Genomic DNA, 21,320 nt, shown 5'->3' on the forward strand with positions numbered 1-21,320 from the left:
CCACAGACGGCCCGCAGCGAATCTCAATGAGGAGAACACGTTGTCGCAAGACGCCTATGACTACGACGTCCTCGTAATCGGCTCCGGCTTCGGCGGCTCGGTAACCGCCCTCCGCCTCACGGAAAAGGGTTACAAGGTCGGCGTAGTGGAAGCGGGCCGTCGCTTCACTCGCGAAACCCTCCCCAAGAACTCCTGGGACCTGAAGAACTACCTATGGGCCCCCAAGTTCAACATGTACGGCATCCAGCGCATCCACCTGCTCGGCAACGTCATGGTCCTGGCCGGCGCAGGCGTAGGCGGCGGCTCCCTCAACTACGCCAACACCCTCTACGTACCGCCGAAGCCGTTCTTCGAGGACCCGCAGTGGCGGGACATCACGGACTGGCAGGAGGAGTTGACGCCGTACTACGACCAGGCGCGGCGCATGCTCGGTGTACGCCTGAATCCGACGATGACCCCGTCCGACGTGCACCTCAAGGCGGCAGCCGAGCGGATGGGCGTCGGCGACACCTTCCACCTGGCCCCGGTCGGCGTGTTCTTCGGGGACGGCGAGGACGCGGCCGGCGCCACGAAGGCCAGCCCCGGTGAGCAGGTGAACGACCCGTACTTCGGCGGCGCGGGCCCGTCCCGCAAGGCCTGCAACGAGTGCGGCGAGTGCATGACCGGCTGCCGCCACGGCGCGAAGAACACCCTCAACGAGAACTACCTGTACCTCGCCGAGAAGGGGGGCGCGGTCGTCCACCCGATGACGACGGTCGTGTCGGTCACCGACGACTCGCGGGGCGGCTACGCGATCGCCACGCTCGCCACCGACGACCGCCGCAAGGCGAAGGGCAGGACCTTCAAGGCCCGCCAGGTGGTCATCGCGGCCGGCACCTACGGCACCCAGACCCTCCTGCACCGCATGAAGACCGGCGGTCAACTCCCGTACATCTCCGACCGGCTGGGCGAGCTGACCCGCACCAACTCCGAGGCCCTGGTCGGCGCCCAGACCACCAACCGCCGCTACCGCAAGGCGACGGGCGAGCCGAAGGTCGACTTCACCCGCGGCGTCGCCATCACGTCGTCCGTCCACCCCGACGCCAACACCCACATCGAGCCGGTCCGCTACGGCAAGGGCTCCAACTCCATGGGCGGCCTGTCGATCCTCCAGGTCCCGTACGCGGCAGGCTCCTCCCGCGCCCTGGCCTGGCTGCGGAACGCGGCCCGCCACCCGTTCCTGGTCCTGCGCTCCCTCTCCAACCACCGCTGGTCGGAGCGGACCATCATCGGCCTGGTCATGCAGTCCCTGGACAACTCCCTGACGACGTACCTGAAACCGGACGGAGTGGGCAAGGGCCTGCTGACGGCATGTCAGGGCCACGGCGCCCCCAACCCCAAGCAGATCAAGGCGGCTTCAGCGGGCGCCTCCGCCATCGCGGCCGAGATCAACGGCTTCGCCGGCTCCAACGTGGGCGAACTGATGGGCACTCCCCTCACCGCCCACTTCCTCGGCGGCTGCCCGATCGGCTCCTCCCGCGAGACCGGCGTACTCGACCCGTACCACCGCCTCTACGGTCACCCCGGCATCTCCGTCGTCGACGGCGCGGCGGTCTCCGCTAACCTGGGCGTGAACCCCTCCCTGACGATCACGGCCCAGGCCGAGCGCGCGATGTCGTACTGGCCCAACAAGGGCGAGCAGGACCCGCGTCCGGCCCAGGGGACGGCATACGAGCGCCTGAAGCCGGTCGAGCCGAAGTCACCGGCGGTCCCGGCGGACGCGTTCGGCGCGCTGAAGCTGCCGTTCCTGGGGATACCGGCGGTGCCGCCGAAGAAGTAGATGCGGAAGTAGAAGTAGAAGGGGACTTGGAAGTAACAGACAGCGAGAAGGACCTGCACCCCCCTCCGAGCGCAGGTCCTTCTCTGTTTCTCGCGTTTCTCGCGAAGCTGTATCTACGCCTCGACCCCGGCCTTGCGACGGCGCACCACGAACACCGCGCCCGCACCGGCGACGACGGCGAACCCGCCCACAAGACCGATCACCGGCAGTGCCGAGCTGGAACCCGTCTCGGCGAGGCTGCCGGTGGCGGACACCTCGTTCACGTCCGAGAGGTCCTTCATGCCGCCGGTCTGCGGCTTGGCGTCGTTCGGGTTACCGGCGTCGGAGCCGGCCGCGAGGATGTCGAAGAAGTAGAACCAGCCGTTCGGGTCGTCGGCGATCCAGCAGCCCTCGTCGTCGGCGTACTCGGCGAGGCCGCCGGTCAGGCCCATGGAGTCCGGCACCTTGCCGCTGACGCTGAGCCGCAGCTTGTACGAGACCGACTGGCCCGCGCCGAGCGAGAACGCGGGGAACGTGCCGCCCTCGCCCGCGGCGTCCGCGACCGTCGTCCAGGTACCGGAGGACTTGTCGAAGATCTGGAGCTTGATCTGGCCGGAGTAGTCCTTCTCGTCGTCCCAGCCGAACGCGGCGACGCCGAGCAGCGGCTTGATGTCCTTGACCTCGTCGTCTCCCTTGTTGGAGACGTTGAACGAGAACGCGGTCCATCCGCCGCCGGCGACGACCGTCTCGGGCAGCCCGGACAGGCCGCTGGTCACGTCGGCGCTGAGCTCGGCGGTGCTGTTGCCGTCCTCGTCGACGCAGAGCTCGGGGTCCTCGTCCACGGGCGCGCTCTCGCTGGCGCTCGGCGACGGGGACGCGGACGGGGAGGCGGCCGTGCTGCTCTTGTCGGCGGCCGGGGTGGTGTCGTCGGCCGCGGGCGTGGTGTCGTCCGCGGCAGGTGTCGTGTCGTCGGCCGCGGGAGTCGTGTCGTCAGCGGCCGGAGTCGTGTCGTCCGCGGCGGGCGTGCTGTCCTCTGCCGCCGGGCTGCTCGTAGACGTGGTGGGAGTCGCAGTCTCGTCGCCCGTCGCGAACGCGGTCGGCGCCGAGAGCAGGGCGAGTGGGGCGATGACGGCCGTCGCGGCCGCTGCGGCCATGGCACGGCGAAGCTTCATGAAGACCTCGGAAATCCGGTGCGCCGCAGGTAGCAGCGCACTTGGGAGGCCTCCGCGTGTGGGGCGCGGGGGGTGGCCCTTGGTTCGCCAGGTTTGATTCGTGAAGCCGGATAATGGTTGTGCCCGCACTCACAGGATCTTTATATGACCCAGGTCACTTCCGAGCGGGCGCGACTCCCGAGCGGACGTGCGAAGGGCCCCGCGGGAGGTCGGCCGCGGGGCCCTTCTTTCGTCAGCACCGACGTCAGGGCAGCGCCGGTGCCGGTAGCGGCGCCGGGGGGTTGCGCCGCTTGTCCTGGTTGCTTCGTCTTGTGCTTCCCGCCGGTCGGCCCCGAGCGTCCCCGGAGCCGACCGTTCTCTTGGGTGACCGGGCTGCTGTCCCCTGCCGTCCGGTCACCTTCCCGGAGCGAGGTCCCACGACGCACAGCACGACCCGTACGTCTCATCGCTCCAGCGAGCCACGCGTGGTTCTCTCGAGCCCGCCCCTGGCTGGCACGGACACCGGTACCAACGAAGCCGCTCGCGCGGCGGTCACGCGCCGTACGGGTGAGAGCGGGACCGAACTCAGATGCGACCCCGGCACAGTTCGAGGAGCGTCATGGCGAGGGACGTACCCGGCTTGCCCAACGCGTCCCTGTAGTGGCCCAGGACGTCCATCTCGCGGGAGAGGTTCACGCGCCGGCCGCCGGAGGCGATCCGCGCCTCCTGGATGACGGCGGACACGGCCATCCGTTCCTGGATCAGCCCGATGATCCGGTCGTCCAGGGCGTCGATGCGCTCACGGGCACCGCTGATCACGTCGGCGGCTTCGGGGGTACGGGCGCCGGTCACGTCGGTGGCGGTCATGTCGGGGCTCCTCATTCGATAGGCGTTCGATGGGTGGGGTGAGGCGGCCTCGGAGCGACACGACCCGGGAAACGCCAGACGCCCCGGGCCTTGTCGGCCCGGGGCGCCTGGGAAGTCGCTTGTCAGTAGCTCAAGCAGCACGACCATGGCATCCGGCGGGCCGGTTGCCATAGGTAAAGAGGAAGGTCGGGTGCGTGAGCATGGGGTTCAGTATGCCACGGCGCCTTCTGGGGGCGGAGCCCCAGCGCACGGTGACACGGTGAGGGGCCCCACGGCCACCCCGTTAGAATCGGTAATCACAGCCCCCGCCCCACCGCCGGAAGGCACCCCGTGTCATCAGCGACCCCCGCCCCCGACACCGTCCTGGTCGTCGACTTCGGCGCGCAGTACGCCCAGCTCATCGCCCGTCGCGTCCGCGAGGCACGGGTCTACAGCGAGATCGTGCCGAGCACCATGCCGGTCGCCGAGATGCTCGCCAAGAACCCGGCGGCGATCATCCTCTCCGGCGGCCCCTCCTCGGTGTACGCCGAGCGCGCCCCTCGCCTCGACCGCGAGATCTTCGAGGCCGGCGTCCCCGTCTTCGGCATGTGCTACGGCTTCCAGCTGATGGCGACGGCCCTCGGCGGCACCGTCGACAACACGGGCGCCCGCGAGTACGGCCGTACGCCCCTCCACGTCTCGAAGTCCGGCTCCACCCTCTTCGAGGGCACCCCGGCCGAGCAGTCGGTGTGGATGTCGCACGGCGACGCCTGCTCCGCCGCCCCCGAGGGCTTCACCGTCACGGCCTCCACGGACGTCGTCCCGGTCGCCGCCTTCGAGAACGACGAGAAGAAGCTGTACGGCGTCCAGTACCACCCCGAGGTCATGCACACCACGCACGGCCAGCAGGTGCTCGAGCACTTCCTGTACCGGGGCGCGGGCCTGACCCCGACCTGGACCGCGGGCAACGTGATCGAGGAGCAGGTCGCTGCCATCCGCGAGCAGGTCGGCGACAAGCGCGCGATCTGCGGTCTGTCCGGCGGCGTGGACTCCGCCGTCGCAGCCGCCCTCGTACAGAAGGCCATCGGCTCGCAGCTGACCTGCGTGTACGTCGACCACGGCCTGATGCGCAAGGGCGAGACCGAGCAGGTCGAGAAGGACTTCGTGGCCGCGACCGGCGTACAGCTGAAGGTCGTCGACGCCGAGGAGCGCTTCCTCAAGGCGCTCGCGGGGGTCTCCGACCCCGAGGAGAAGCGGAAGATCATCGGCCGGGAGTTCATCCGGGTCTTCGAGCAGGCGCAGGCGGAGATCATCGCGGACGCGGGTCCCGAGGTCGCCTTCCTGGTCCAGGGCACGCTCTACCCGGACGTGGTCGAGTCCGGTGGCGGTACCGGCACGGCCAACATCAAGTCCCACCACAACGTCGGCGGGCTCCCCGAAGACCTCGAGTTCAAGCTGATCGAGCCGCTGCGCAAGCTGTTCAAGGACGAGGTGCGGATGGTCGGCCAGGAGCTCGGCCTGCCGGACGAGATCGTCCAGCGCCAGCCGTTCCCCGGTCCCGGCCTGGGTATCCGGATCGTCGGCGAGGTGACGAAGGAGCGTCTCGACCTGCTCCGTGACGCCGACGCCATCGCCCGCGAGGAACTCACCGCGGCCGGCCTCGACCGGGACATCTGGCAGTGCCCGGTGGTCCTGCTCGCGGACGTCCGCAGCGTCGGCGTCCAGGGCGACGGCCGGACCTACGGCCACCCGATCGTCCTGCGCCCGGTCTCGAGCGAGGACGCCATGACCGCCGACTGGTCGCGGCTGCCGTACGACGTCCTCGCGAAGATCTCGACCCGGATCACGAACGAGGTCGCGGACGTCAACCGGGTCGTCCTCGACGTGACGAGCAAGCCGCCGGGGACGATTGAGTGGGAGTGAGCTTCTTCTGTGCGGCTCAGGTCCGCTTGAGCGTGCGCACCGGCTCTCCGGGTTTCCAGACCTGGACGACCAGGTAGGTGTCGTCCTCGACGTAGGTCCGTACGACCTCCATCAGCTCGGTGCGGAAGAGGTGGAACGGCTCCGGCGGTTCCACCTCTTTCGCATACCCGGCCCGCGTCTCGGGGTCGTCCACCTCGATCGCCCGCCCGCTGATCCGGACGTCGCCGCCGCCCATGCCGGTGCCGTCTCCCGGGTTCGCCTGGAGCGCGAAGCGCTGGTCGCGGCGCAGATCGAGCGCCTTGAGCGAGCCCGGCATCATGCCCAGCCACAGCTCACCGTTCAGGAAACGCACCTCGAGGCCGGTGGTGCGCGGCGATCCGTCCTTGCGCAGGGTCGCGAGGGTGTGGTGGGTGTAGGCGCCGAAGCGTTCTTCGACGGTCTTGGCCAGTTCGGGTTCCGCTGCGGAGAAGGCCGCCCAGGTTGCCCAGTTCATAGCGGACAGTCTCCCGCCGATACCCGACACCTTCTGTCTGGTATTGGCGGCGTGCGCCATCTTTACCCATCGGCTTCACGCACCAGCGCTGTTCTCTTGTGCTGACCGACGGTAACTTCCGCCCCGTAAAGCTACGCAGTGCTGGAGGAAACATGCACGGGATGCCCGAAGCCGGGCCCACACCGCCCCTGCCGCTGCCCACCGACCGGTTGCGGTTCGCCATGCCGCCGATGCACGAATCGGTCGAGGACGAGCGGCGGCACCGCAAGGAGCGGCTCGCGGGCGCGCTGCGGATCTTCGGGCGGCTCGGCTTCGAAGACGGGGTGTCAGGGCACATCACCGCGCGCGACCCCGAGTTCAGCGACTGCTTCTGGGTCAATCCTTTCGGGATGCCGTTCCGGCACGTCACGGTGAGCGACCTGGTGCTCGCCAACTCGGACGGGCAGGTGGTCGACGGCAGCTACCACGTCAACCAGGCGGCGTTCACCGTGCACGCCCAGGTGCACGCGGCCCGCCCCGACGTCGTCGCCGTCGCCCACTGCCACTCGGTGCACGGGCGGGCGCTCTCCGCGCTGGGCGACTTCCTGGACCCCATCACTCAGGAGAGCTGCGCCTTCTACGAGGATCACGCCCTGTACGACGCCTACACCGGCGTCGCCGTCGACGCCGACGAGGGCCGCCGGATCGCCACCGCCCTCGGCTCCCGCAAGGCGCTCGTGCTGCGCAACCACGGGCTGCTGACCGTCGGGGACTCGGTGGACGCGGCGGCCTGGTGGTTCCTGTCGATGGAACGGTCCTGTCAGGTCCAGCTGACCGCGAAGGCGGCCGGCCGGCCCGTCCTGATCGACCACAAGGCGGCGGTGGCCACGCGGGAGCAGACGGGCGGGGACCTGGTGGCATGGATCAACTACCAGCCCATGTGGCAGGACATCAGCCGCAGCGAGCCTGATTTCTTGAGCTAGCTGAGCTGGTTCAGCTGGTTCGGCCAGCTGAGCTGGTTCAGCGGTTCAGCTGGTCGGGCTAGAAGCCCCGGAGCACCGCCGCCTTCGTCATCGCGAACTCCTCGTCGGTGAGCACCCCGTCCCGGTGCAGTTCGCCCAGCTCGCGCAGCCGCCGCAGGAGGACGTCGTGATGGTCGGCCTGGGGCGGCACGGCGGCCGTCGTGAGGCGGGGCCGGGGCGCGTGCCGCTCGCCGTCCTCGACGCCGGTGCGGGTGGAGGGGTGGGACAGCCGGGCCGTGACCGCGGTGGCGACGAGGGCCGTGAGCAGGTCGCGGCGGGCGCTGCCCCACAGGTCCAGGGCGTACGGGTCCTTCTCCGGCGGCAGTTTGGAGAACACCGTCTCCCGGGTCACGAAGCGCAGGAAGCCGTCCTCGTAACCGGAGTTGGGCAGCCACTCGACCTGGACGAGGTCCCCGATGTTGATGATCCGCGGGCCGGTGGCCCGCTTGAGCCGGTCGGAGGTGTCGGACCAGTCGATGCGCACCTGGGTGCCGTCGAAGGAGACCGTGCCGTCGGAGGAACGCACCGAGACCGGGACCGGTGGACCCGGCAGGAGGTAGGCCTTGGTCGGTTCCTTGGGGATCTGGTCCAGGAGCAGGGAGCGGCGGATCTCCTCGGCCACGTACTCGGCGACCCCGGCGCGGTCGACGTCCACCAGCAGCCGGTAGGGATCGGCCGGATCGGGCAGGCGGCCCCCCGTCGCCTGGAGGAGCGGGTCGGCGCCCTCGCGCAGCCGCATGCGCAGCCGGCCGCGCTTGCGTTCGGGCTCGAAGACGATGCCCGAGATGGCCTCCAGGGGCACGGCGACCTCTCCGTACGTCTGCCGGAACAGCGGCACGGAGCGGTGGAGCCCCGGCGTGATCCGGACCGTGCTGCCGTCAAAGGCCCAGGTCCCGTCGCGCTGGATGATCTCGGCCATGGACAAATTCTCGCAGCCGGGTCAACACGGCAGGCCCGACTTCCCCCGTGCTGACCAGACCGGGCGGACGCGGACGCGCCGGGTAGGGCACAATTCCGCTGTCGTCGTAGGGGGAACTTGCGTGGCAGTGGCCGGATTCCGCGAAGGGGCCACCGATCGTGAAGGTCGTGGCTCGTGAGGCCGCGGGAAAGCGGGCGTTGGACGTGGCGGTACAGGAGGCGAGACAGGGCGGGGCAGCGGGCGGGCCGGGCGGAGCGTCCACGAGTGGGCACGGACGTGCGCACGGAGGCGGTTGCACCTGCGGGGACTGTCCGCACGGCGCGCGTGCGGGGCACCGGCGGGCGGTCGCCGAGTTCCTGCTGAAGCGGGACGAGTTCGCGGCAGGGCAGGGGCTGCCCGCGGGGGTGGCCCACTCGGCGTCGGCCTCCCGGCAGTGGGTCTCGGAGGAGCTGACCCAGTCCGCGGAACTCGTCGCCGAACGCGGCCGGGCCGAGGGCGAGGCATGGCTGGGACTGCTGTGGCGCCGTACGACGATCGCGGTGTGGGCGCTGGTCGTGCTGTTGCTGTTGGCGCAGTCGCTCACGGCGATCGGCGCGGGCTGGACGACGGCGCGCACGGCCGGACTGCTCGCGGCACTGCTGGTGGCCGGCGCGGTGACGGCGGCGTCGTGGTTCCACCGGGCCTGCGGTGGCGCGCTGGCCCCGCTGATCGGCGAGGACAACCGCCTGTCCACCTCGCGCGCGGTGGCGGTCGGCTGGGTGGTGTTCGTCGCGTACGCCGTGCTGGTACTGGTGGGGCGGTTGGCCGCGGCCTCCGGACACACGGAGCGGGACGCGCTGATCTCCGGGCTCGGACTCGCCCGGGGCGCGGGCGTGGTGACCGTGCTCGCGGTGGTGTGCGCGATCGCGGTGCTGGTGCGGCGGGTGGTCGGGCTGCGGGTGCTGGGTCAACGGTTGCAGAAGGTACGGGCCGAACGGCCCAGGGCGGCCGACGTGCTGACGGACGACGCGGGCCGGGGGACCTTCGCGGACATCCAGTACGTCGTGATCAGCGGGGTGGCTCTGCTGTTCGCGGCGGTACGGCTGGCCCGGCGGCCGGACCAGTTGCCGGACCTGCCGTGGGGGCTGGCGGTGGTGGTGCTCGTGTCGGCCGGGACCTATCTGGCCGGGAAGTACGCGGAGGGCGGGCGGCCGGTGATCCTTTCCGTGGTGCGGGCGAGGGAGGCCGGTGACCTTGACGGGCCGATCCGGACCGGCGACGACGTGGAGATCCGGGGCGCCGGGTTCGTGCCGCCGGGGGCACAGGGCGCGGACCGGTTGTCGCAGATGGTCGTGCGCATCGGCGCGGTGAACGTACGGGTGCCGCTGGTGCCGGTGGCCGGGGGCTTCAGCAATCCGACGGACGCGGTGCTGACCGTGCCGGTGCCGGTGGATGTGGAGCCGGGGCGGGTGGATGTGCAGGTGGTGACCGCGGCCGGGGTGGAGACGAACCGGTATGCGATCGATGTGACGGAGTGACGGCAGCCGCTGAAGTCGGGTCAAGTCGGAGAAACTGGTCGCGCGGGGTTGAGCGGGGTTTCCCTGGCGTGCGTATCGTCTTCTGAGGAGTCACTGCACGGCGGGCGAGAGGCGGCTAGGAGCGATGACTCACGGCATTCGTACGGACACGCATTCCCCCTATCTGGACGGCGACCGGGACTGGCGCGAGACCGCCACCCGATACGCGCTGCTTCCGCTCCGCGTCTTCCTCGGCGTCACCTTCATCTACGCCGGCCTGGACAAACTCACCGACAGCGCCTTCATGAAGAACTCCGGTTCCGGCTCGATCGGTGATCTCATGCGCACCATCCGCGACTCCTCGGCCATCCCGGCCCTGGTGGACCTGGCCCTGAAGAACCCCGTCGGTTTCGGCTACGCCATCGCCTTCGGTGAACTCGCCGTCGGTATCGGCACCCTGATCGGTCTCCTCACTCGTCTGGCCGCGCTCGGCGGCGCGCTGATCTCGCTCAGCCTGTGGCTGACCGTGAGCTGGGCCACCGAGCCGTACTACTACGGCAATGACCTCGCCTATCTGATGGCCTGGCTGCCTCTCGTCCTCGCGGGTGCGCCTTTCCTCTCCCTGGACGCGGCGCTACGCGGTCGGCGACGGAGGCGGAGGCTGGGCGGTTATCGGTAGCGGGGTCGGGATCCCGTCCGTCTGGGGACCCTGTCCGTCTGGGGACCCCCTTCCGTCCCGGGACCCCCTTCCGTCCTCGGTCAGTGCGGTGCCGGTGGCTGATTCGCGGAGGGGAGCGGTGGCGGTGGCCCGGCGAGGTCCGTACGGCCCGCTCCGCGGCGTTTGCGTATGCCCCGGGTCAGGACTCCGACCGCGCCCGCCAGGCACAGGCCGCCCACGACCACGGGGATGATCACGAACCAGGGGGTGTCCCAGAGGCCCCCCGCGTCACCGGCGTAGATGATGCCCGCGAGGATGAGGAAGAGCCCGGCGACCAGCCTCCCGGGCTGGAACTCATGACGTAGCACGGCTCACCTCCGCCTGTCCGATGCCGACCCGCAGGTCGAGGTCGAGCGTGCCGTTGGCCCTGGCCTTGGCCGCGCCCGTCGGTGCCAGGGTCACCTCTTTCTGCTTGCCCGGTGCCACGTCCACGTCCTTCTCGTCGTCGCCCGGCAACTGGATGTCGCCCACGCCCACATTGATGCTCACCTTCACGGCCACGTCCTCGGGCACGATCACCCGCAGGCGGCCCATGCCCACGTCGGCCTGCGTGGTCACCGTCTGCCCCTTCGCCAGGTCAAGGCGGCTCAGGTCCAGGGTGCCGACGCCGCTGCCGACCTTGTAGTGCTGATGGACGTCCGCCACCGCGGCGGGCCGCCAGTCCGTCCGCTCCCAGTGGGTGTTGATGTCCTTGGGCAGGGCGGCCGAACCGGCGAGCAGGGCCGCCGTGATGACCGCCAGGAAGACCGATCCCGCGCCCGTCCGCCCCAGGAACGCGCTGACCGCGATGCCTATGCCGAAGACGACGAGTGCGCAGGCCAGGCCGGTCTCCACGCTGGTGCCCAGTGTCCGGTCCTCCCACGTCAGGCGGGTGCCGAGAGTGCCCGCGATCAGGGCGAAGACGAGGACCCAGCCGCCTATCCAGCGGGGGCCGCGCGGCTTGGGGGGCTGCGCGCGCGGGGTGGGTATGCCACCGCGGTGGTCCCAGGAGGAGCCGAGGCTGATGTTGACGGCCGCCGCGATGTCCCGGTCGCGGGAGTCCTGGGGGCCCCACAGATAGCCGGTGCCGCCCACGTGTGTGCCGTCCTTGACGATGGGGTCGCGCCACCAGGACGAGTAGGCGGCGGGCACCGGCGGCGCCTGGGCCTCCGGCGGGGCGTCGGCGACGGCCTGCGCGCCCAGGGGGTCGGTGTCGGGGGCGCCGCGCTGCCGTGACCAGTACCCCGCGCCCGCGAGGAGCAAGGAGAGGACGACGGCGAAGGTCAGCACCCCGCCGTTGTTCAGCAGGGTCAGGAACACTCCGCAGCCGACCAGCGCGAACAGCACCGCCGTCAGCGCCTGGCCGTCGACGCGGCCGGTGAGCAGTTTGCGCAGCTCGTTCTCGTCCTCGTCGTCGTACGGGACGAAGAGCCAGGCGAAGCCGTAGAAGATGAGGCCGATGCCGCCGGTGGCGGAGAGTACCGCGAGGGTGATCCGGAAGATCACCGGATCCATGTCGTACTGCCGCCCCAGCCCGGCGCACACACCGGCGAGCAACTTGTGCCGCCTCCCGCGCCGGAACTTACGGGGCAACTCGGCCGCACCGGTTTCGCCGGGCGCCTCGGGCGTCGCGGCCTTGTCCTCTGGATCTCCTGGATCTCCTGGATCTCCGGGCGCGCTCGCCCGCCCGCGCATGCCTCCCTGTTCCTGTGCGCGCGGTTCCCCGGCCGCGGGGGCCGCGGTGCGCGCGTCGGACGAGGTGCCCTCGTCGGGCGCGGAGTCCGCGGCGTGCTGGTGCTCTGTCATGTGTCCATGGTGACGGGCGCACCGCCGCAGCGGCAGTCGGTAGGACCCTGGCCGGACCCTGATATCTGCCCTGAGCCGGCGCCGGGGAAGCGTTCGACAGAGCCGGCGGCCGAAGATCAGGGGAGTCTCGGGGGTCGACCCTGATGCTCCGCTGGGCCGACCGTGTGACCATCAATGGCATGCCGGAAGCCGCGACAGCGCCACTCGTCGAACCGCGGCCGCCGCGCAAGCTCTACCGCAGCAGTGACGGACGCTGGCTCGGTGGTGTGGCGCGGGGGCTCGCCGGGCATCTCGGGCTGCCCGTGATCTGGGTGCGGCTCGTCTTCGTCGGCCTGTTCATGGCGGACGGCCTCGGTGCCCTGCTGTATGCCGCGTTCTGGTTCTTCGTACCCCTCGGCGTCGGCGGGGTCGGCGGTCAGCGGCCCCCGTCCCTCGTCACCGCCGAGACCTCGCCGGACGGCCGCCGCAGACTCGTCGCCCGCAGGCCGGACAAGGGCCAGATCGTGGCCCTGCTCCTTATGGTCGTCGTGGCCATGGTCTTCGTGGGCAATGTGAATCTGGGCAACGGCGCCAAGGCCTACCTCTGGCCGATCGTCCTCGTCGGCGCCGGCGTCGCCCTCGTCTGGCGCCAGGCGGACAATGCCCGCCGGGCCCGCTGGGTCGAGGCCGGCCGCCGCCGGCGCACGCTCACCCTGCTGCGCGCGGGTGCGGGTGTCCTGCTCGTCACCGCGGGCGTCTCCGGCATCTTCGTCCTCCAGGGATCGGCCGCCCACCTCGGCTCGATCCTCCAGGCGGCTCTCGCGGTCCTCGTCGGCATAACGCTCCTTGCCGGTCCCTACCTGGTGCGCATGACCCAGGACCTCTCCGAGGAGCGTCTGATGCGTATCCGCGCCCAGGAGCGCGCCGAGGTCGCCGCCCACGTCCACGACTCCGTGCTGCACACCCTGACCCTGATACAGCGCAGCGCGGAGAACCCGGCAGAGGTGCGCCGCCTCGCCCGCGCCCAGGAACGCGACCTGCGCACCTGGCTGTACAAACCCGAGGGCACCGGCAAGGACGAGGCCGACGAACCCACCACCCTCGCCGACGCGGTACGGCGCAACGCCGCGGAGGTCGAGGACAAGCACGGAGTCCCCATCGAGGTGGTCGTCGTCGGCGACTGCCCCCTCGACGAGAGAATCGGCGCACAGATGCAGGCCGCGCGCGAGGCAATGGTGAACGCGGCCAAGTACGGTGGCGAGGGCGGCGCCGTCCAGGTCTACGCCGAAGTCGAGGGCAAGACGGTCTTCGTGTCCGTCCGGGACCGCGGCCCCGGCTTCGACCTCGACTCGATACCCGCCGACCGCATGGGCGTCAGAGAATCGATCATCGGCCGCATGGAGCGACACGGCGGCACGGCGCGACTGCGCGCGGTGCCGGACGGCGGCACGGAGGTCGAGCTGGAGATGGAGAGGGCGGAGAAGACGTCATGAGCGACCCGACCGAGGCGAACAGTACGGCGGGAGCGGCGGAGGCGGGCGAGCGTCACGTGCGCGTGGTCCTCGTCGACGACCACCGCATGTTCCGCACAGGTGTGCAGGCCGAGATCGGCCAGACCGAGCAGACCGGTGTCGAGGTCGTCGGCGAGGCCGCGGACGTCGACCAGGCGGTCACGGTCATCACCGCGACTCGGCCCGAGGTCGTCCTCCTCGACGTCCACCTCCCGGGCGGCGGCGGCGTCGAAGTCCTGCGCCGCTGCGCCCCGTTGATGGCCGACGCCGAACAGCCCGTCCGCTTCCTCGCCCTGTCCGTCTCGGACGCGGCGGAGGACGTGATCGGAGTGATCCGCGGCGGCGCGAGGGGCTACGTGACGAAGACGATCACGGGCGCGGACCTGATCAACTCCATCTTCCGAGTCCAGGAGGGCGACGCGGTCTTCTCACCGAGGCTCGCCGGTTTCGTCCTGGACGCCTTCGCGTCCACGGACGCGCCGCCGGTGGACGAGGACCTCGACCGCCTCACCCAGCGCGAGCGCGAGGTGCTGCGCCTGATCGCCCGCGGGTACGCGTACAAGGAGATCGCCAAGCAGCTGTTCATCTCCGTGAAGACGGTGGAGTCCCATGTGTCGGCGGTGCTGAGGAAGCTTCAGCTGTCGAACCGGCATGAGCTGACTCGGTGGGCTACGGCTCGGCGGTTGGTGTGACTGTCCGGTAGGCGTGTACGCGATCCTGTCCAGGGTCTGAGGAGCGTTGACCGGCGTCCTCACCCGGTGAGCGGACCAGCTCGAACCAGACGGTCTTGCCGATGCCGCCGGACCGAGGTCTCGCACCCCAGCGGTCCGACAGCGCCGCCACCAGCGCCAGGCCTCGGCCGGACTCGTCGTCCGGCAGCGCCGGGCGGGGCGTCGGCGGTGTGCCGTTCGCGTCCGCGACCGAGACGTGGAGGGGTTCGGCCTCCAGGGTGCAGCGGGTCCAGATCTCGCGTCCGGGGGAGACCTTCGCGTGGCGGTAGGCGTTCGTCATCAGTTCGCTGAGCAGGAGTACGGCCGTCTCCGTCACCTCGTCCGGGAGCTTCCAGGCGACGGCCTGGTCGCGGAGGAGGGCTCGGGCCCGGCCCACGCTGCGGGCGTGACGGGGCAGCCGCCACTCGACTTCCTCGGGCATGCGCGCTTCGTTCCTTGCGTGTGATTCTCCGTCATTTGTGGTGATCAGGCTGGTCGTTGGCGCGTAGCCTCGGGAGTAGCGGAACGGGTACACAGCGTGCTTGTACACGGTGTGGTGGCGGGAGGCGGAGGGTGCGGTGACTTCCGGGGCGTCTCAACAGGCTCAGCAGAACTGGCGGTACTGCGGTGGGCAGATCAAGCTGTGGCGGGAGGAAGCGGGGGTCGCGCGGCAGGCGCTGGCCGATGAGGCCGGGTACGACTACGAGTACGTCAAGTCGATGGAGTGCGGGCGGCGCAGGCCGACGTTGCGGTTGTTGCAGGTCGCGGATCAACTGTGGGGGGCGCGGGGGAAGTTGGTGGCCGGGCATGAGTTCCTCAAGCCTGAGCCGTTTCCCGCGCGGTCGCAGGAGTACATGGGGATCGAGGCCGAGGCGATCGTTGTGCATCACTATGCGCTTGGGCTGATTCCCGGCCTCTTGCAGACAGGGGAGTACGCGCGAGCGCTGATCAGCGAAAGCTGCCCGCCGATGGACGACGAGACGGTGGAGGAACGGGTTCGAGCACGGTTGGCGAGGCAGGAGGCGCTGACGCGCCGCACGAAGACGGTGTACGGCTTCGTCATCCACGAGGCCGCGTTGCGCACCGAGGTGGGCGGACGGGAGGTTATGCGGCGTCAACTGTTGCGTCTCCTGGAGGTCAGCGCGCTGCGTAACGTGTCCATCCAGGTGCTGCCGTTCGGGAAGTGCAACGGCATCGCGCTCAATGGCCCGTTCGTATTGCTTGAGACTGCTGAACACGAGCGCTTCGCATACGTCGAGGGGCCCGAGACCAGCGTGCTGCACGCCGACGGTGACAAGGTCTCCTCCCTCGCACAAGTGCATGGCATGATCCGCATGCAGGCGCTCGGAGTTGAGGAGTCGGCAGCATTCATCAGGAAGGTGGCAGAGGAGCTATGAGCGAACCCCTGACGTGGTTCAAATCTAGCTACAGCGACTCCCAAGGCGGCGAGTGCCTCGAAGTCGCCCCCCGCCCCCACACCATCCACATCCGCGACTCGAAGCTCGGCACTCGAAGCCCCCGCTTCGAAGTCCCCCCGGACGCCTGGGCGGCCTTCGTCGTGTACGCATCCCGCGAGGCCTGAGCCCCGGGCTTCGGGGGCCGAGATTCGAGCCTCTTTTTCAAGGAACGGGCGGACAGAATCCACCCACCCTCCCGCCCTCCCCGCGCCTCAACTCGCCCGCGCGGCAGCCAAAGTGACTTTTCGTGATCGGCTTGCGACGCGCTGTCGCGACCGTCTAGCGTTCGCCACAACAAACAACCCCGGCCGGGTGTTACCAGCACCCGCCGGGGTCTCACCCCAAGATCCGTGGCTTAGGACGATCTCGTGGCTTACGAAAACTCTATCGCGGCCCTGCCCGCACTCGCAGCGCATCCCATGGCCAAGCCCGGCTACGGCAAGCGCTCCGCCCCGGACCAGAAGCCCCCGCGCCGAGGCGATTTCGACCACCTCCCCGCCCGTGAGGCGTACCTCGCCGCCCTCCTCGACCGGCTCTGCGAGAACGCGGCCATGGACGCCAAGACCCTCGCCAAGGCGCAGCCGCTCTACGGTCAGCAGGCCGTCCGCTCGGCGCTCAACGAACTCGGCCGGGCTGGTCATCTGCGCCGGGTACGCCGCCGTATCCAACCGGAACAGGGCGGCACAGGTACTCGCTGGGTCTTCCACACCTACTGGTCCCGCACCGCACGTGACGACGAATGGTGGGCCCGGTTCCTCGATGGTGATGTGCCGCCGGAGACGGATGCCGCCGGCGACGTGGCACCCCACACACTCCACGGTGCGTCAGCCGATTCACCGCAGCCGAAGCCGCGACCCACTCCCGAACCCCAGCGGCCCGCGACCTCCGCCGCCTACAACGCCCTCGCCCAACTCGGCCTCCGCGACCCCCGCCTCGCCCTCTCCTCCGCCGACTGCGCCGCCCTGGAGGAGTTGGCCGGTGACTGGCTCGCTCGCGGAGTGACCGCCGAGCAGTTGGTGCAGATCGTGTCGGCGGGGCTTCCCGAGGACGTCCACTCGCCCCGGGCCTTCGTACGACGCAGGCTGGTCGACAAGTTGCCGCCCGAGCGGCCCGCCGTTGTAGCCCAGTTGCCTCGCACGCTCATGGAGTGCACCGACTGCGGCGTGCCCGGACGCCCGGAGGCGTTGCCCGGCGGCCTCTGCCGGGCCTGCGGCTGCCGGGACGGGAGTGTGACACGAGAGCCGACGGAGGTGCGGCCATCAGCGGTGCGGGCTCGGGCTGCGCAGGTGCGCGCCGCCATTCGCACGCCACAGCGTGCGTGAAGTCCTCGGCCTTTCGCGGCGACTGACGGCCCTTCCCCGTCCGCCGCGCCCCGCCGCCCACAGGTGTACCTATGAAATAAGAGAGTCTCATATTCCCATGCGATACCCTCGTATCATGGCAGTCAAAAAGCCCATCTCCGTCACTCTCGATCCGGATGTACTCGAAGAGCTGCAGCAACTCGTCGAGGCAGGCGAGGCCCCGTCGCTCTCGGCGCTGATCAACGAGACGATGCGAAGCCGCGTCGAGCGTCGACAGCGAGCCGAGCAGGCTCGGGAGTACATCGAGGAGAACCTGCTGCGCGGGCAGGCGTTGACGGATGAGGAACTCGTCGAGGCACGCGGCATGCTGGCCGCGAACAAGGCCCGCACCGACGCTCGCCGCAAGGGCACAGCCGCGTGAGCGACGGGATCGTCCTCGATCACCATGGCCTGCTGGCCCTGGGGCGAGGCCATCGGGTGCTGTCCGGGTTCGTCGTGGCGGCGCACGAGGATCCGCTGTACTCGGTGATCGTTCCGGCACTCTGCCTCGCGGAGGCGACGAAGAGCCGCCCGGGCATCTCGGTGCACCTTGCCCAACTCCCCGCTGTGGAAGTGTCGTCGATCGACCGGCTCGTCGCCGACACCATGGGGCGGATCGCCGTGACGTTCTTCCCTGGGAAGGGGTGGGCGCCTCTGCATGCCGCGGTGGTGAGTATGACGACCGGTTGGGAGGTGGCCACGACGGAACCCGAGGAGTATCACGGGCTCGGGGTCCCCCTCTTGCCCGTGACGCGAGAGTGAGGCTGCCTCACACCACCCGAGCAGCCCCCGCGAACGGCATCTCGCTGATCGGCGCCACCCGTACCGGCGCCGACGGCCTCGGGGCGTGGATCATCTGGCCGTTGCCGACGTAGATGCCGACGTGGCTGATGCCGGAGTAGAAGAACACCAGGTCGCCCGGGAGCAGTTCGGAGCGGGAGACGCGGCGGCCTGCGTCGATCTGGGCGTAGGTCGTGCGGGGCAGGGAGATGCCGGCGGAGCGGTAGGCGGCCTGGATGAGGCCCGAGCAGTCGAAGGCGTCCGGGCCCGTCGCGCCCCATACGTAGGGGCTGCCGAGCTTGGCGTAGGCGTACGAGACGGCCGCCGCCGCACGGGAGTTGGGGGCCTGGGAGGTGGCGGAGCCGGTGGCCGCGAGGCCGTCCCGGCCCGCTGTCGACGACCGTGAGGCGCGGGACGCGTCGCCCCCGAGCCGCGTGCGCTCCTGGGCGGTCAGCTGGGACAGCAGGCGTCTGGCCGTGCCCAGCTTCCCGTTGATCGTCTTCTTGTGCCGGTTCAGCTCGGCCTGACGGGACTTGAGCGAGGTCAGCTCGATGTGCGCGGCCCCGCGCAGCCGCTCGATCTCCCGCAGCTGCTTGCGGACGGTCGCGACGGAGGAGGCCTGGCGGTTGCCCGCCCGTTCCACGAACTCGGCGCCGTTCAGGTAGCCGTCGGGGTCCTCGGAGAGCGCGAGTTGCAGCGCGGGGTCCAGGCCGCCTTCGCGGTACTGCGCGGCCGCCGTCGAACCCAGTGCGTCCCGCGCCGAGTTGAGCTTCTCCGTCTTGCGCGCCGCCTCGTCCTGAAGGGTCGCCAGCCGGGTCTCGGCACCCTTCGCCTTCTCCTTCGCGCCGTTGTACCTCTCGGTGGCGACCTCCGCCTCCTGGTACAGCTTGTCCACCTTCGCCTTGACCTGTGCCGGTGTCAGCTGCGGCTCGGCGTGTCCGGTCCCGTCGAAGCCCGTCGCGGTCGCCGCGCCGGCGAGGGCGATCGTCGCCGCCGTACGGGCCGTGTTGCCGCCGGTCGAGCGTTGTCGGGGCTTGCGGTGCGCTGCCACGTGGACTGCACGTCCTTTCGTACGACCACTCTGGGACGGTTTGCGCGTCCGGCGGCGGCCCGCACAGGGGGAGCTGGACCGCCGCCGGACCTTCTTGGCGGTGGTGGCCGACTACCGCCCCTGGCCCGGGCGGCGGTGGGGAGCCGGTCACCTGGTGGAGGACGCTAAACCGCGCTGTACCGGCGCGGTGACGCGATGTGCGGAAGTGCCGCGAGCGGACCGCCGGGTGACCGTAAGTGACCGTGATCCGGTGTCGGCGCCGTCGACTTCACGCAGCGCGATGACCGAAGTGGGGATTCCGGGACAGGCGGGGGCGACGGGATGCTATGGGTCGCATATATGCAAGATCCGGTCAAGGGAGGTGGGCCGGTGTCGGGCGGCATCTGAGCCTCTGATTAGGCTCCGGACTCATGGACGTACTCATCCATCTCTTCGTCGCCCTGCACATCGTCGGCATCGCCGCGCTGCTCGGCGGTTTCCTCACGCAGATGAAGGCGATGGGCCAGGGCACGGCCCGCTTCGTCCCCGCGATGCTGCACGGCGCGCTCACCATGCTGGTCACCGGCGCGATCCTGGTCGGGCTCAACCAGGCCGACGACCAGCCCGTCAACAACATCAAGATCGGCGTGAAACTGGCCCTGCTGATCGTGATCCTCGGCCTGGTCTACGTGAAGCGCGACGACGAGAAGGTGGACAAGAGCCTGTTCGGCGTGGTGGGTCTGCTGACGACCGCGAACATCTTCATCGCGGTGCTGTGGACATGACGGATGTGACGGACGCGATGGACGTGACCGCGTCAGCAGGACCCACCACTGACCCGCGTCAGGCCGGACGTACCACGCTGTAGATCGACGACTCGCCGTCGTAGTAGATCGACTCCTCGCGGACGTACGCGCCCGGCTTCGGGGCGTGGATCATCATGCCGTTGCCGATGTACATGCCGACGTGGCTGATGTCGTCGTAGAAGAAGACCAGGTCACCGGGCTGGGCGTTGGAGAGGGAGACCGTGGTGCCGGCGTTGACCTGGTCGTAGGTGACACGCGGGATGTCGACGCCGGCGGCTTTCCAGGCGGCCTGGGTGAGGCCGGAGCAGTCGTAGGAGCCGGGGCCCGTGGCGCCCCAGACGTACGGCTTGCCGATCTGGGCGCGGGCGAAGGCCAGCGCCTTCTCGGCCTTGGTGGCGTACGAGGAGTCGGGCGCGGAGGGCGCGGAAGGTGCGGAGGTGCTGGGGGCGGTGGTGGATCCGGAGGAGCTCTCCTGCTCCTGCTGGGCCGCGGCCTCTTCCCGGGCCTTCTGCTCCGCCGCCTGCTGCCGTGCCAGCTCCGCGGCCTTGCGGGCCGCCTCCTGCTGCTTCTCCTTCTCGATCGCCGCGAGCCGTGCCTTCTCCTCGGCGGTCAGCTTCGACAGGAGTTCTCGTGCGCCGGCGAGCTTGGTCTGGACGGTCGCCTTGGCCGTCTTCAGGTCGCCCTGCGACTCGGTGAGCGTCTCGAGGCTCTTCGTGGCCTCCTGGCGCTTCTTCATCGTCGCGGACTGCTCGGTGACGTAGTCGTCGACCGCGCCTTTCTGGCGACTGGTCAGCCGGCCCATCAGCTGGTTCTGGTCGAAGTAGTCCTGCGGCGAGTCCGCGAGCAGGAAGGTCGCGGTGTCGGGGGCCGAGGCGCCGGTCCGGTACTGGGCGGCGGCGAAGGTGCCCAGTTCCTCCCGCGCCTCGTTGAGTTTCTGCGTGCGCTGGGCGACGTCGTCGAGGAGGGTGTCGACGCGCTTGCGCTGTTTCGCGGACTTCTCCTTGGCCGCGTTGTACTTGTCGGTCGCCGACTCGGCCTGGCGGTAGAGGTCGTCGACCTTCTTCTCGACTTCCTCGAGGCTCGGTTTGTCGTCGGCCGAGGGGGCGGCGTTGGCCGTCTGGGACAGCAGGGCCACGGAGGTGAGGGCCGCCGTGGCGAGGGCGGGGGTCCGTATGCCTGCTACGCGCGTGCCCGAAGGACGCGACTTGCGGTGCGACGCCAAGGGAGGCGACTCCTTCCATGCTCCGCCTACCGAGTTAGCTGTCGGGTTCGGGCGGGTGGTCTGGAAGGGTTGCCCTACGGCCGTTCCCGGAAGGGAGCCGGCCGATTCACCCCAAGTTCGGTGGGTCCCCGGCTCCGGCTGCGCGGCGGCGCACCGGACTCGGCGGAGGCCGCGCGGCCCGGCGACGTTCGCCGGAGGGGGTCGTGCGGCCTGCTCGGCACCGTAGCCAACTCGTGTGGTGCCTGTGAAGGTTGATGGGTGAAATGCCCGATACATTTTCGTGACCTTGACTCAGGGCGTCGCCGGCCATCGCGGACCGTGACGGAACGGTTCCGGAGGGCGAGAAGGCCGGGTG

At 70.0% G+C, this 21,320-nt stretch carries 22 protein-coding genes and 1 riboswitch; of the genes, 13 read left to right on the plus strand and 9 right to left on the minus strand.

The genetic code is table 11. The features are described 5' to 3' along the window. Nucleotides 1–40: 40 nt before the first annotated feature. Complete coding sequence (locus AB0I77_RS28715; protein WP_363285612.1) at nucleotides 41–1,819, plus strand: GMC family oxidoreductase; 1,779 nt, start codon at nucleotides 41–43, stop codon at nucleotides 1,817–1,819. Nucleotides 1,820–1,932: 113 nt separating this feature from the next. Here AB0I77_RS28715 and AB0I77_RS28720 read toward each other — a convergent pair whose 3' ends face one another. Together AB0I77_RS28720 and AB0I77_RS28725 are read right to left on the minus strand one after the other, a co-directional pair. Further along, nucleotides 1,933–2,970: an LAETG motif-containing sortase-dependent surface protein gene (locus tag AB0I77_RS28720; RefSeq protein WP_363285613.1), complete on the minus strand. Its 1,038-nt coding sequence runs from the start codon at nucleotides 2,968–2,970 to the stop codon at nucleotides 1,933–1,935. 564 nt (nucleotides 2,971–3,534) lie between these two features. After that, on the minus strand, nucleotides 3,535–3,816 hold the full coding sequence (locus AB0I77_RS28725) for a chorismate mutase (protein WP_363285614.1): 282 nt from the start codon (nucleotides 3,814–3,816) through the stop codon (nucleotides 3,535–3,537). Nucleotides 3,817–4,146: 330 nt separating this feature from the next. Here AB0I77_RS28725 and guaA point away from each other — a divergent pair, with 330 nt between their 5' ends. Continuing rightward, complete coding sequence (guaA, locus tag AB0I77_RS28730) at nucleotides 4,147–5,718, plus strand: glutamine-hydrolyzing GMP synthase (RefSeq protein ID WP_363285615.1); 1,572 nt, start codon at nucleotides 4,147–4,149, stop codon at nucleotides 5,716–5,718. Between the two features lie 16 nt (nucleotides 5,719–5,734). Here guaA and AB0I77_RS28735 read toward each other — a convergent pair whose 3' ends face one another. Continuing rightward, entirely contained in the window at nucleotides 5,735–6,211 is a 477-nt protein-coding gene (locus AB0I77_RS28735; RefSeq protein WP_363285616.1) for a pyridoxamine 5'-phosphate oxidase family protein, read from the minus strand. A gap of 152 nt (nucleotides 6,212–6,363) precedes the next feature. Here AB0I77_RS28735 and AB0I77_RS28740 point away from each other — a divergent pair, with 152 nt between their 5' ends. Next, on the plus strand, nucleotides 6,364–7,173 hold the full coding sequence (locus tag AB0I77_RS28740) for a class II aldolase/adducin family protein (RefSeq protein ID WP_363285617.1): 810 nt from the start codon (nucleotides 6,364–6,366) through the stop codon (nucleotides 7,171–7,173). 58 nt (nucleotides 7,174–7,231) lie between these two features. Here the strand turns inward: AB0I77_RS28740 and AB0I77_RS28745 are convergent, their stop codons facing one another. Then, the gene (locus tag AB0I77_RS28745) at nucleotides 7,232–8,131 is read right to left on the minus strand and encodes a DUF4429 domain-containing protein (protein WP_363285618.1); all 900 of its coding nucleotides are present in this window, start codon (nucleotides 8,129–8,131) and stop codon (nucleotides 7,232–7,234) included. 203 nt (nucleotides 8,132–8,334) lie between these two features. On the opposite strand from AB0I77_RS28745, the gene AB0I77_RS28750 reads away from it, so the two are divergent. Together AB0I77_RS28750 and AB0I77_RS28755 are read left to right on the plus strand one after the other, a co-directional pair. After that, on the plus strand, nucleotides 8,335–9,648 hold the full coding sequence (locus AB0I77_RS28750) for a hypothetical protein (RefSeq protein WP_363285734.1): 1,314 nt from the start codon (nucleotides 8,335–8,337) through the stop codon (nucleotides 9,646–9,648). 124 nt (nucleotides 9,649–9,772) lie between these two features. Then, nucleotides 9,773–10,306, plus strand: coding sequence for a DoxX family protein (locus AB0I77_RS28755; RefSeq protein WP_363285619.1), 534 nt, complete (start codon nucleotides 9,773–9,775; stop codon nucleotides 10,304–10,306). A gap of 80 nt (nucleotides 10,307–10,386) precedes the next feature. Here AB0I77_RS28755 and AB0I77_RS28760 read toward each other — a convergent pair whose 3' ends face one another. Beyond that, entirely contained in the window at nucleotides 10,387–10,653 is a 267-nt protein-coding gene (locus AB0I77_RS28760; protein WP_363285620.1) for a hypothetical protein, read from the minus strand. Further along, nucleotides 10,640–12,130 carry a PspC domain-containing protein gene (locus AB0I77_RS28765; RefSeq protein WP_363285621.1) on the minus strand — a complete coding sequence of 497 codons (1,491 nt, stop codon included), beginning with the start codon at nucleotides 12,128–12,130 and terminating at the stop codon, nucleotides 10,640–10,642. The genes AB0I77_RS28760 and AB0I77_RS28765 overlap by 14 nt, the downstream gene beginning before the upstream one ends. A 179-nt stretch (nucleotides 12,131–12,309) precedes the next feature. Between AB0I77_RS28765 and AB0I77_RS28770 the strand changes: the two genes are divergently transcribed. Together AB0I77_RS28770 and AB0I77_RS28775 are read left to right on the plus strand one after the other, a co-directional pair. Further along, nucleotides 12,310–13,602, plus strand: coding sequence for a PspC domain-containing protein (locus AB0I77_RS28770; RefSeq protein WP_363285622.1), 1,293 nt, complete (start codon nucleotides 12,310–12,312; stop codon nucleotides 13,600–13,602). Next, nucleotides 13,599–14,312, plus strand: a complete 714-nt coding sequence (locus tag AB0I77_RS28775; protein WP_363285623.1) for a response regulator transcription factor — start codon at nucleotides 13,599–13,601, stop codon at nucleotides 14,310–14,312. Before AB0I77_RS28770 ends, AB0I77_RS28775 begins: the two co-directional genes overlap by 4 nt. Here AB0I77_RS28775 and AB0I77_RS28780 read toward each other — a convergent pair. Further along, nucleotides 14,290–14,772: an ATP-binding protein gene (locus AB0I77_RS28780; RefSeq protein ID WP_363285624.1), complete on the minus strand. Its 483-nt coding sequence runs from the start codon at nucleotides 14,770–14,772 to the stop codon at nucleotides 14,290–14,292. The genes AB0I77_RS28775 and AB0I77_RS28780 overlap by 23 nt on opposite strands. A gap of 136 nt (nucleotides 14,773–14,908) precedes the next feature. Here AB0I77_RS28780 and AB0I77_RS28785 point away from each other — a divergent pair, with 136 nt between their 5' ends. From AB0I77_RS28785 to AB0I77_RS28805, 5 genes are all read left to right on the plus strand, one after another. Continuing rightward, nucleotides 14,909–15,727: a helix-turn-helix transcriptional regulator gene (locus AB0I77_RS28785; protein ID WP_363285735.1), complete on the plus strand. Its 819-nt coding sequence runs from the start codon at nucleotides 14,909–14,911 to the stop codon at nucleotides 15,725–15,727. Continuing rightward, nucleotides 15,724–15,912 (plus strand): DUF397 domain-containing protein, encoded by a 189-nt coding sequence (locus tag AB0I77_RS28790; protein WP_363285625.1) that lies wholly within the window; start codon nucleotides 15,724–15,726, stop codon nucleotides 15,910–15,912. Before AB0I77_RS28785 ends, AB0I77_RS28790 begins: the two co-directional genes overlap by 4 nt. A gap of 243 nt (nucleotides 15,913–16,155) precedes the next feature. After that, a complete protein-coding gene (locus tag AB0I77_RS28795) occupies nucleotides 16,156–17,109 on the plus strand; it encodes a hypothetical protein (protein ID WP_363285626.1) in 954 nt (317 codons plus the stop codon). 115 nt (nucleotides 17,110–17,224) lie between these two features. Further along, entirely contained in the window at nucleotides 17,225–17,509 is a 285-nt protein-coding gene (locus tag AB0I77_RS28800) for a type II toxin-antitoxin system CcdA family antitoxin (RefSeq protein ID WP_363285627.1), read from the plus strand. Beyond that, entirely contained in the window at nucleotides 17,506–17,889 is a 384-nt protein-coding gene (locus tag AB0I77_RS28805) for a hypothetical protein (RefSeq protein ID WP_363285628.1), read from the plus strand. Before AB0I77_RS28800 ends, AB0I77_RS28805 begins: the two co-directional genes overlap by 4 nt. A 7-nt stretch (nucleotides 17,890–17,896) precedes the next feature. On the opposite strand, the gene AB0I77_RS28810 is transcribed toward AB0I77_RS28805, so the two are convergent. Next, complete coding sequence (locus AB0I77_RS28810) at nucleotides 17,897–18,958, minus strand: NlpC/P60 family protein (protein WP_363285629.1); 1,062 nt, start codon at nucleotides 18,956–18,958, stop codon at nucleotides 17,897–17,899. 410 nt (nucleotides 18,959–19,368) lie between these two features. Between AB0I77_RS28810 and AB0I77_RS28815 the strand changes: the two genes are divergently transcribed. Continuing rightward, on the plus strand, nucleotides 19,369–19,722 hold the full coding sequence (locus AB0I77_RS28815; RefSeq protein WP_363285630.1) for a hypothetical protein: 354 nt from the start codon (nucleotides 19,369–19,371) through the stop codon (nucleotides 19,720–19,722). A 58-nt stretch (nucleotides 19,723–19,780) separates the two neighbouring features. Here the strand turns inward: AB0I77_RS28815 and AB0I77_RS28820 are convergent, their stop codons facing one another. Then, nucleotides 19,781–20,965 (minus strand): NlpC/P60 family protein, encoded by a 1,185-nt coding sequence (locus AB0I77_RS28820; protein ID WP_363285631.1) that lies wholly within the window; start codon nucleotides 20,963–20,965, stop codon nucleotides 19,781–19,783. 8 nt (nucleotides 20,966–20,973) lie between these two features. Continuing rightward, a riboswitch (cyclic di-AMP (ydaO/yuaA leader) is annotated at nucleotides 20,974–21,140 on the minus strand. Nucleotides 21,141–21,320 lie beyond the last annotated feature (180 nt).

The sequence above is a fragment of the Streptomyces sp. NPDC050619 genome (assembly GCF_040654815.1).
In the GTDB taxonomy this organism is placed as follows: Bacteria; Actinomycetota; Actinomycetes; order Streptomycetales; family Streptomycetaceae; genus Streptomyces.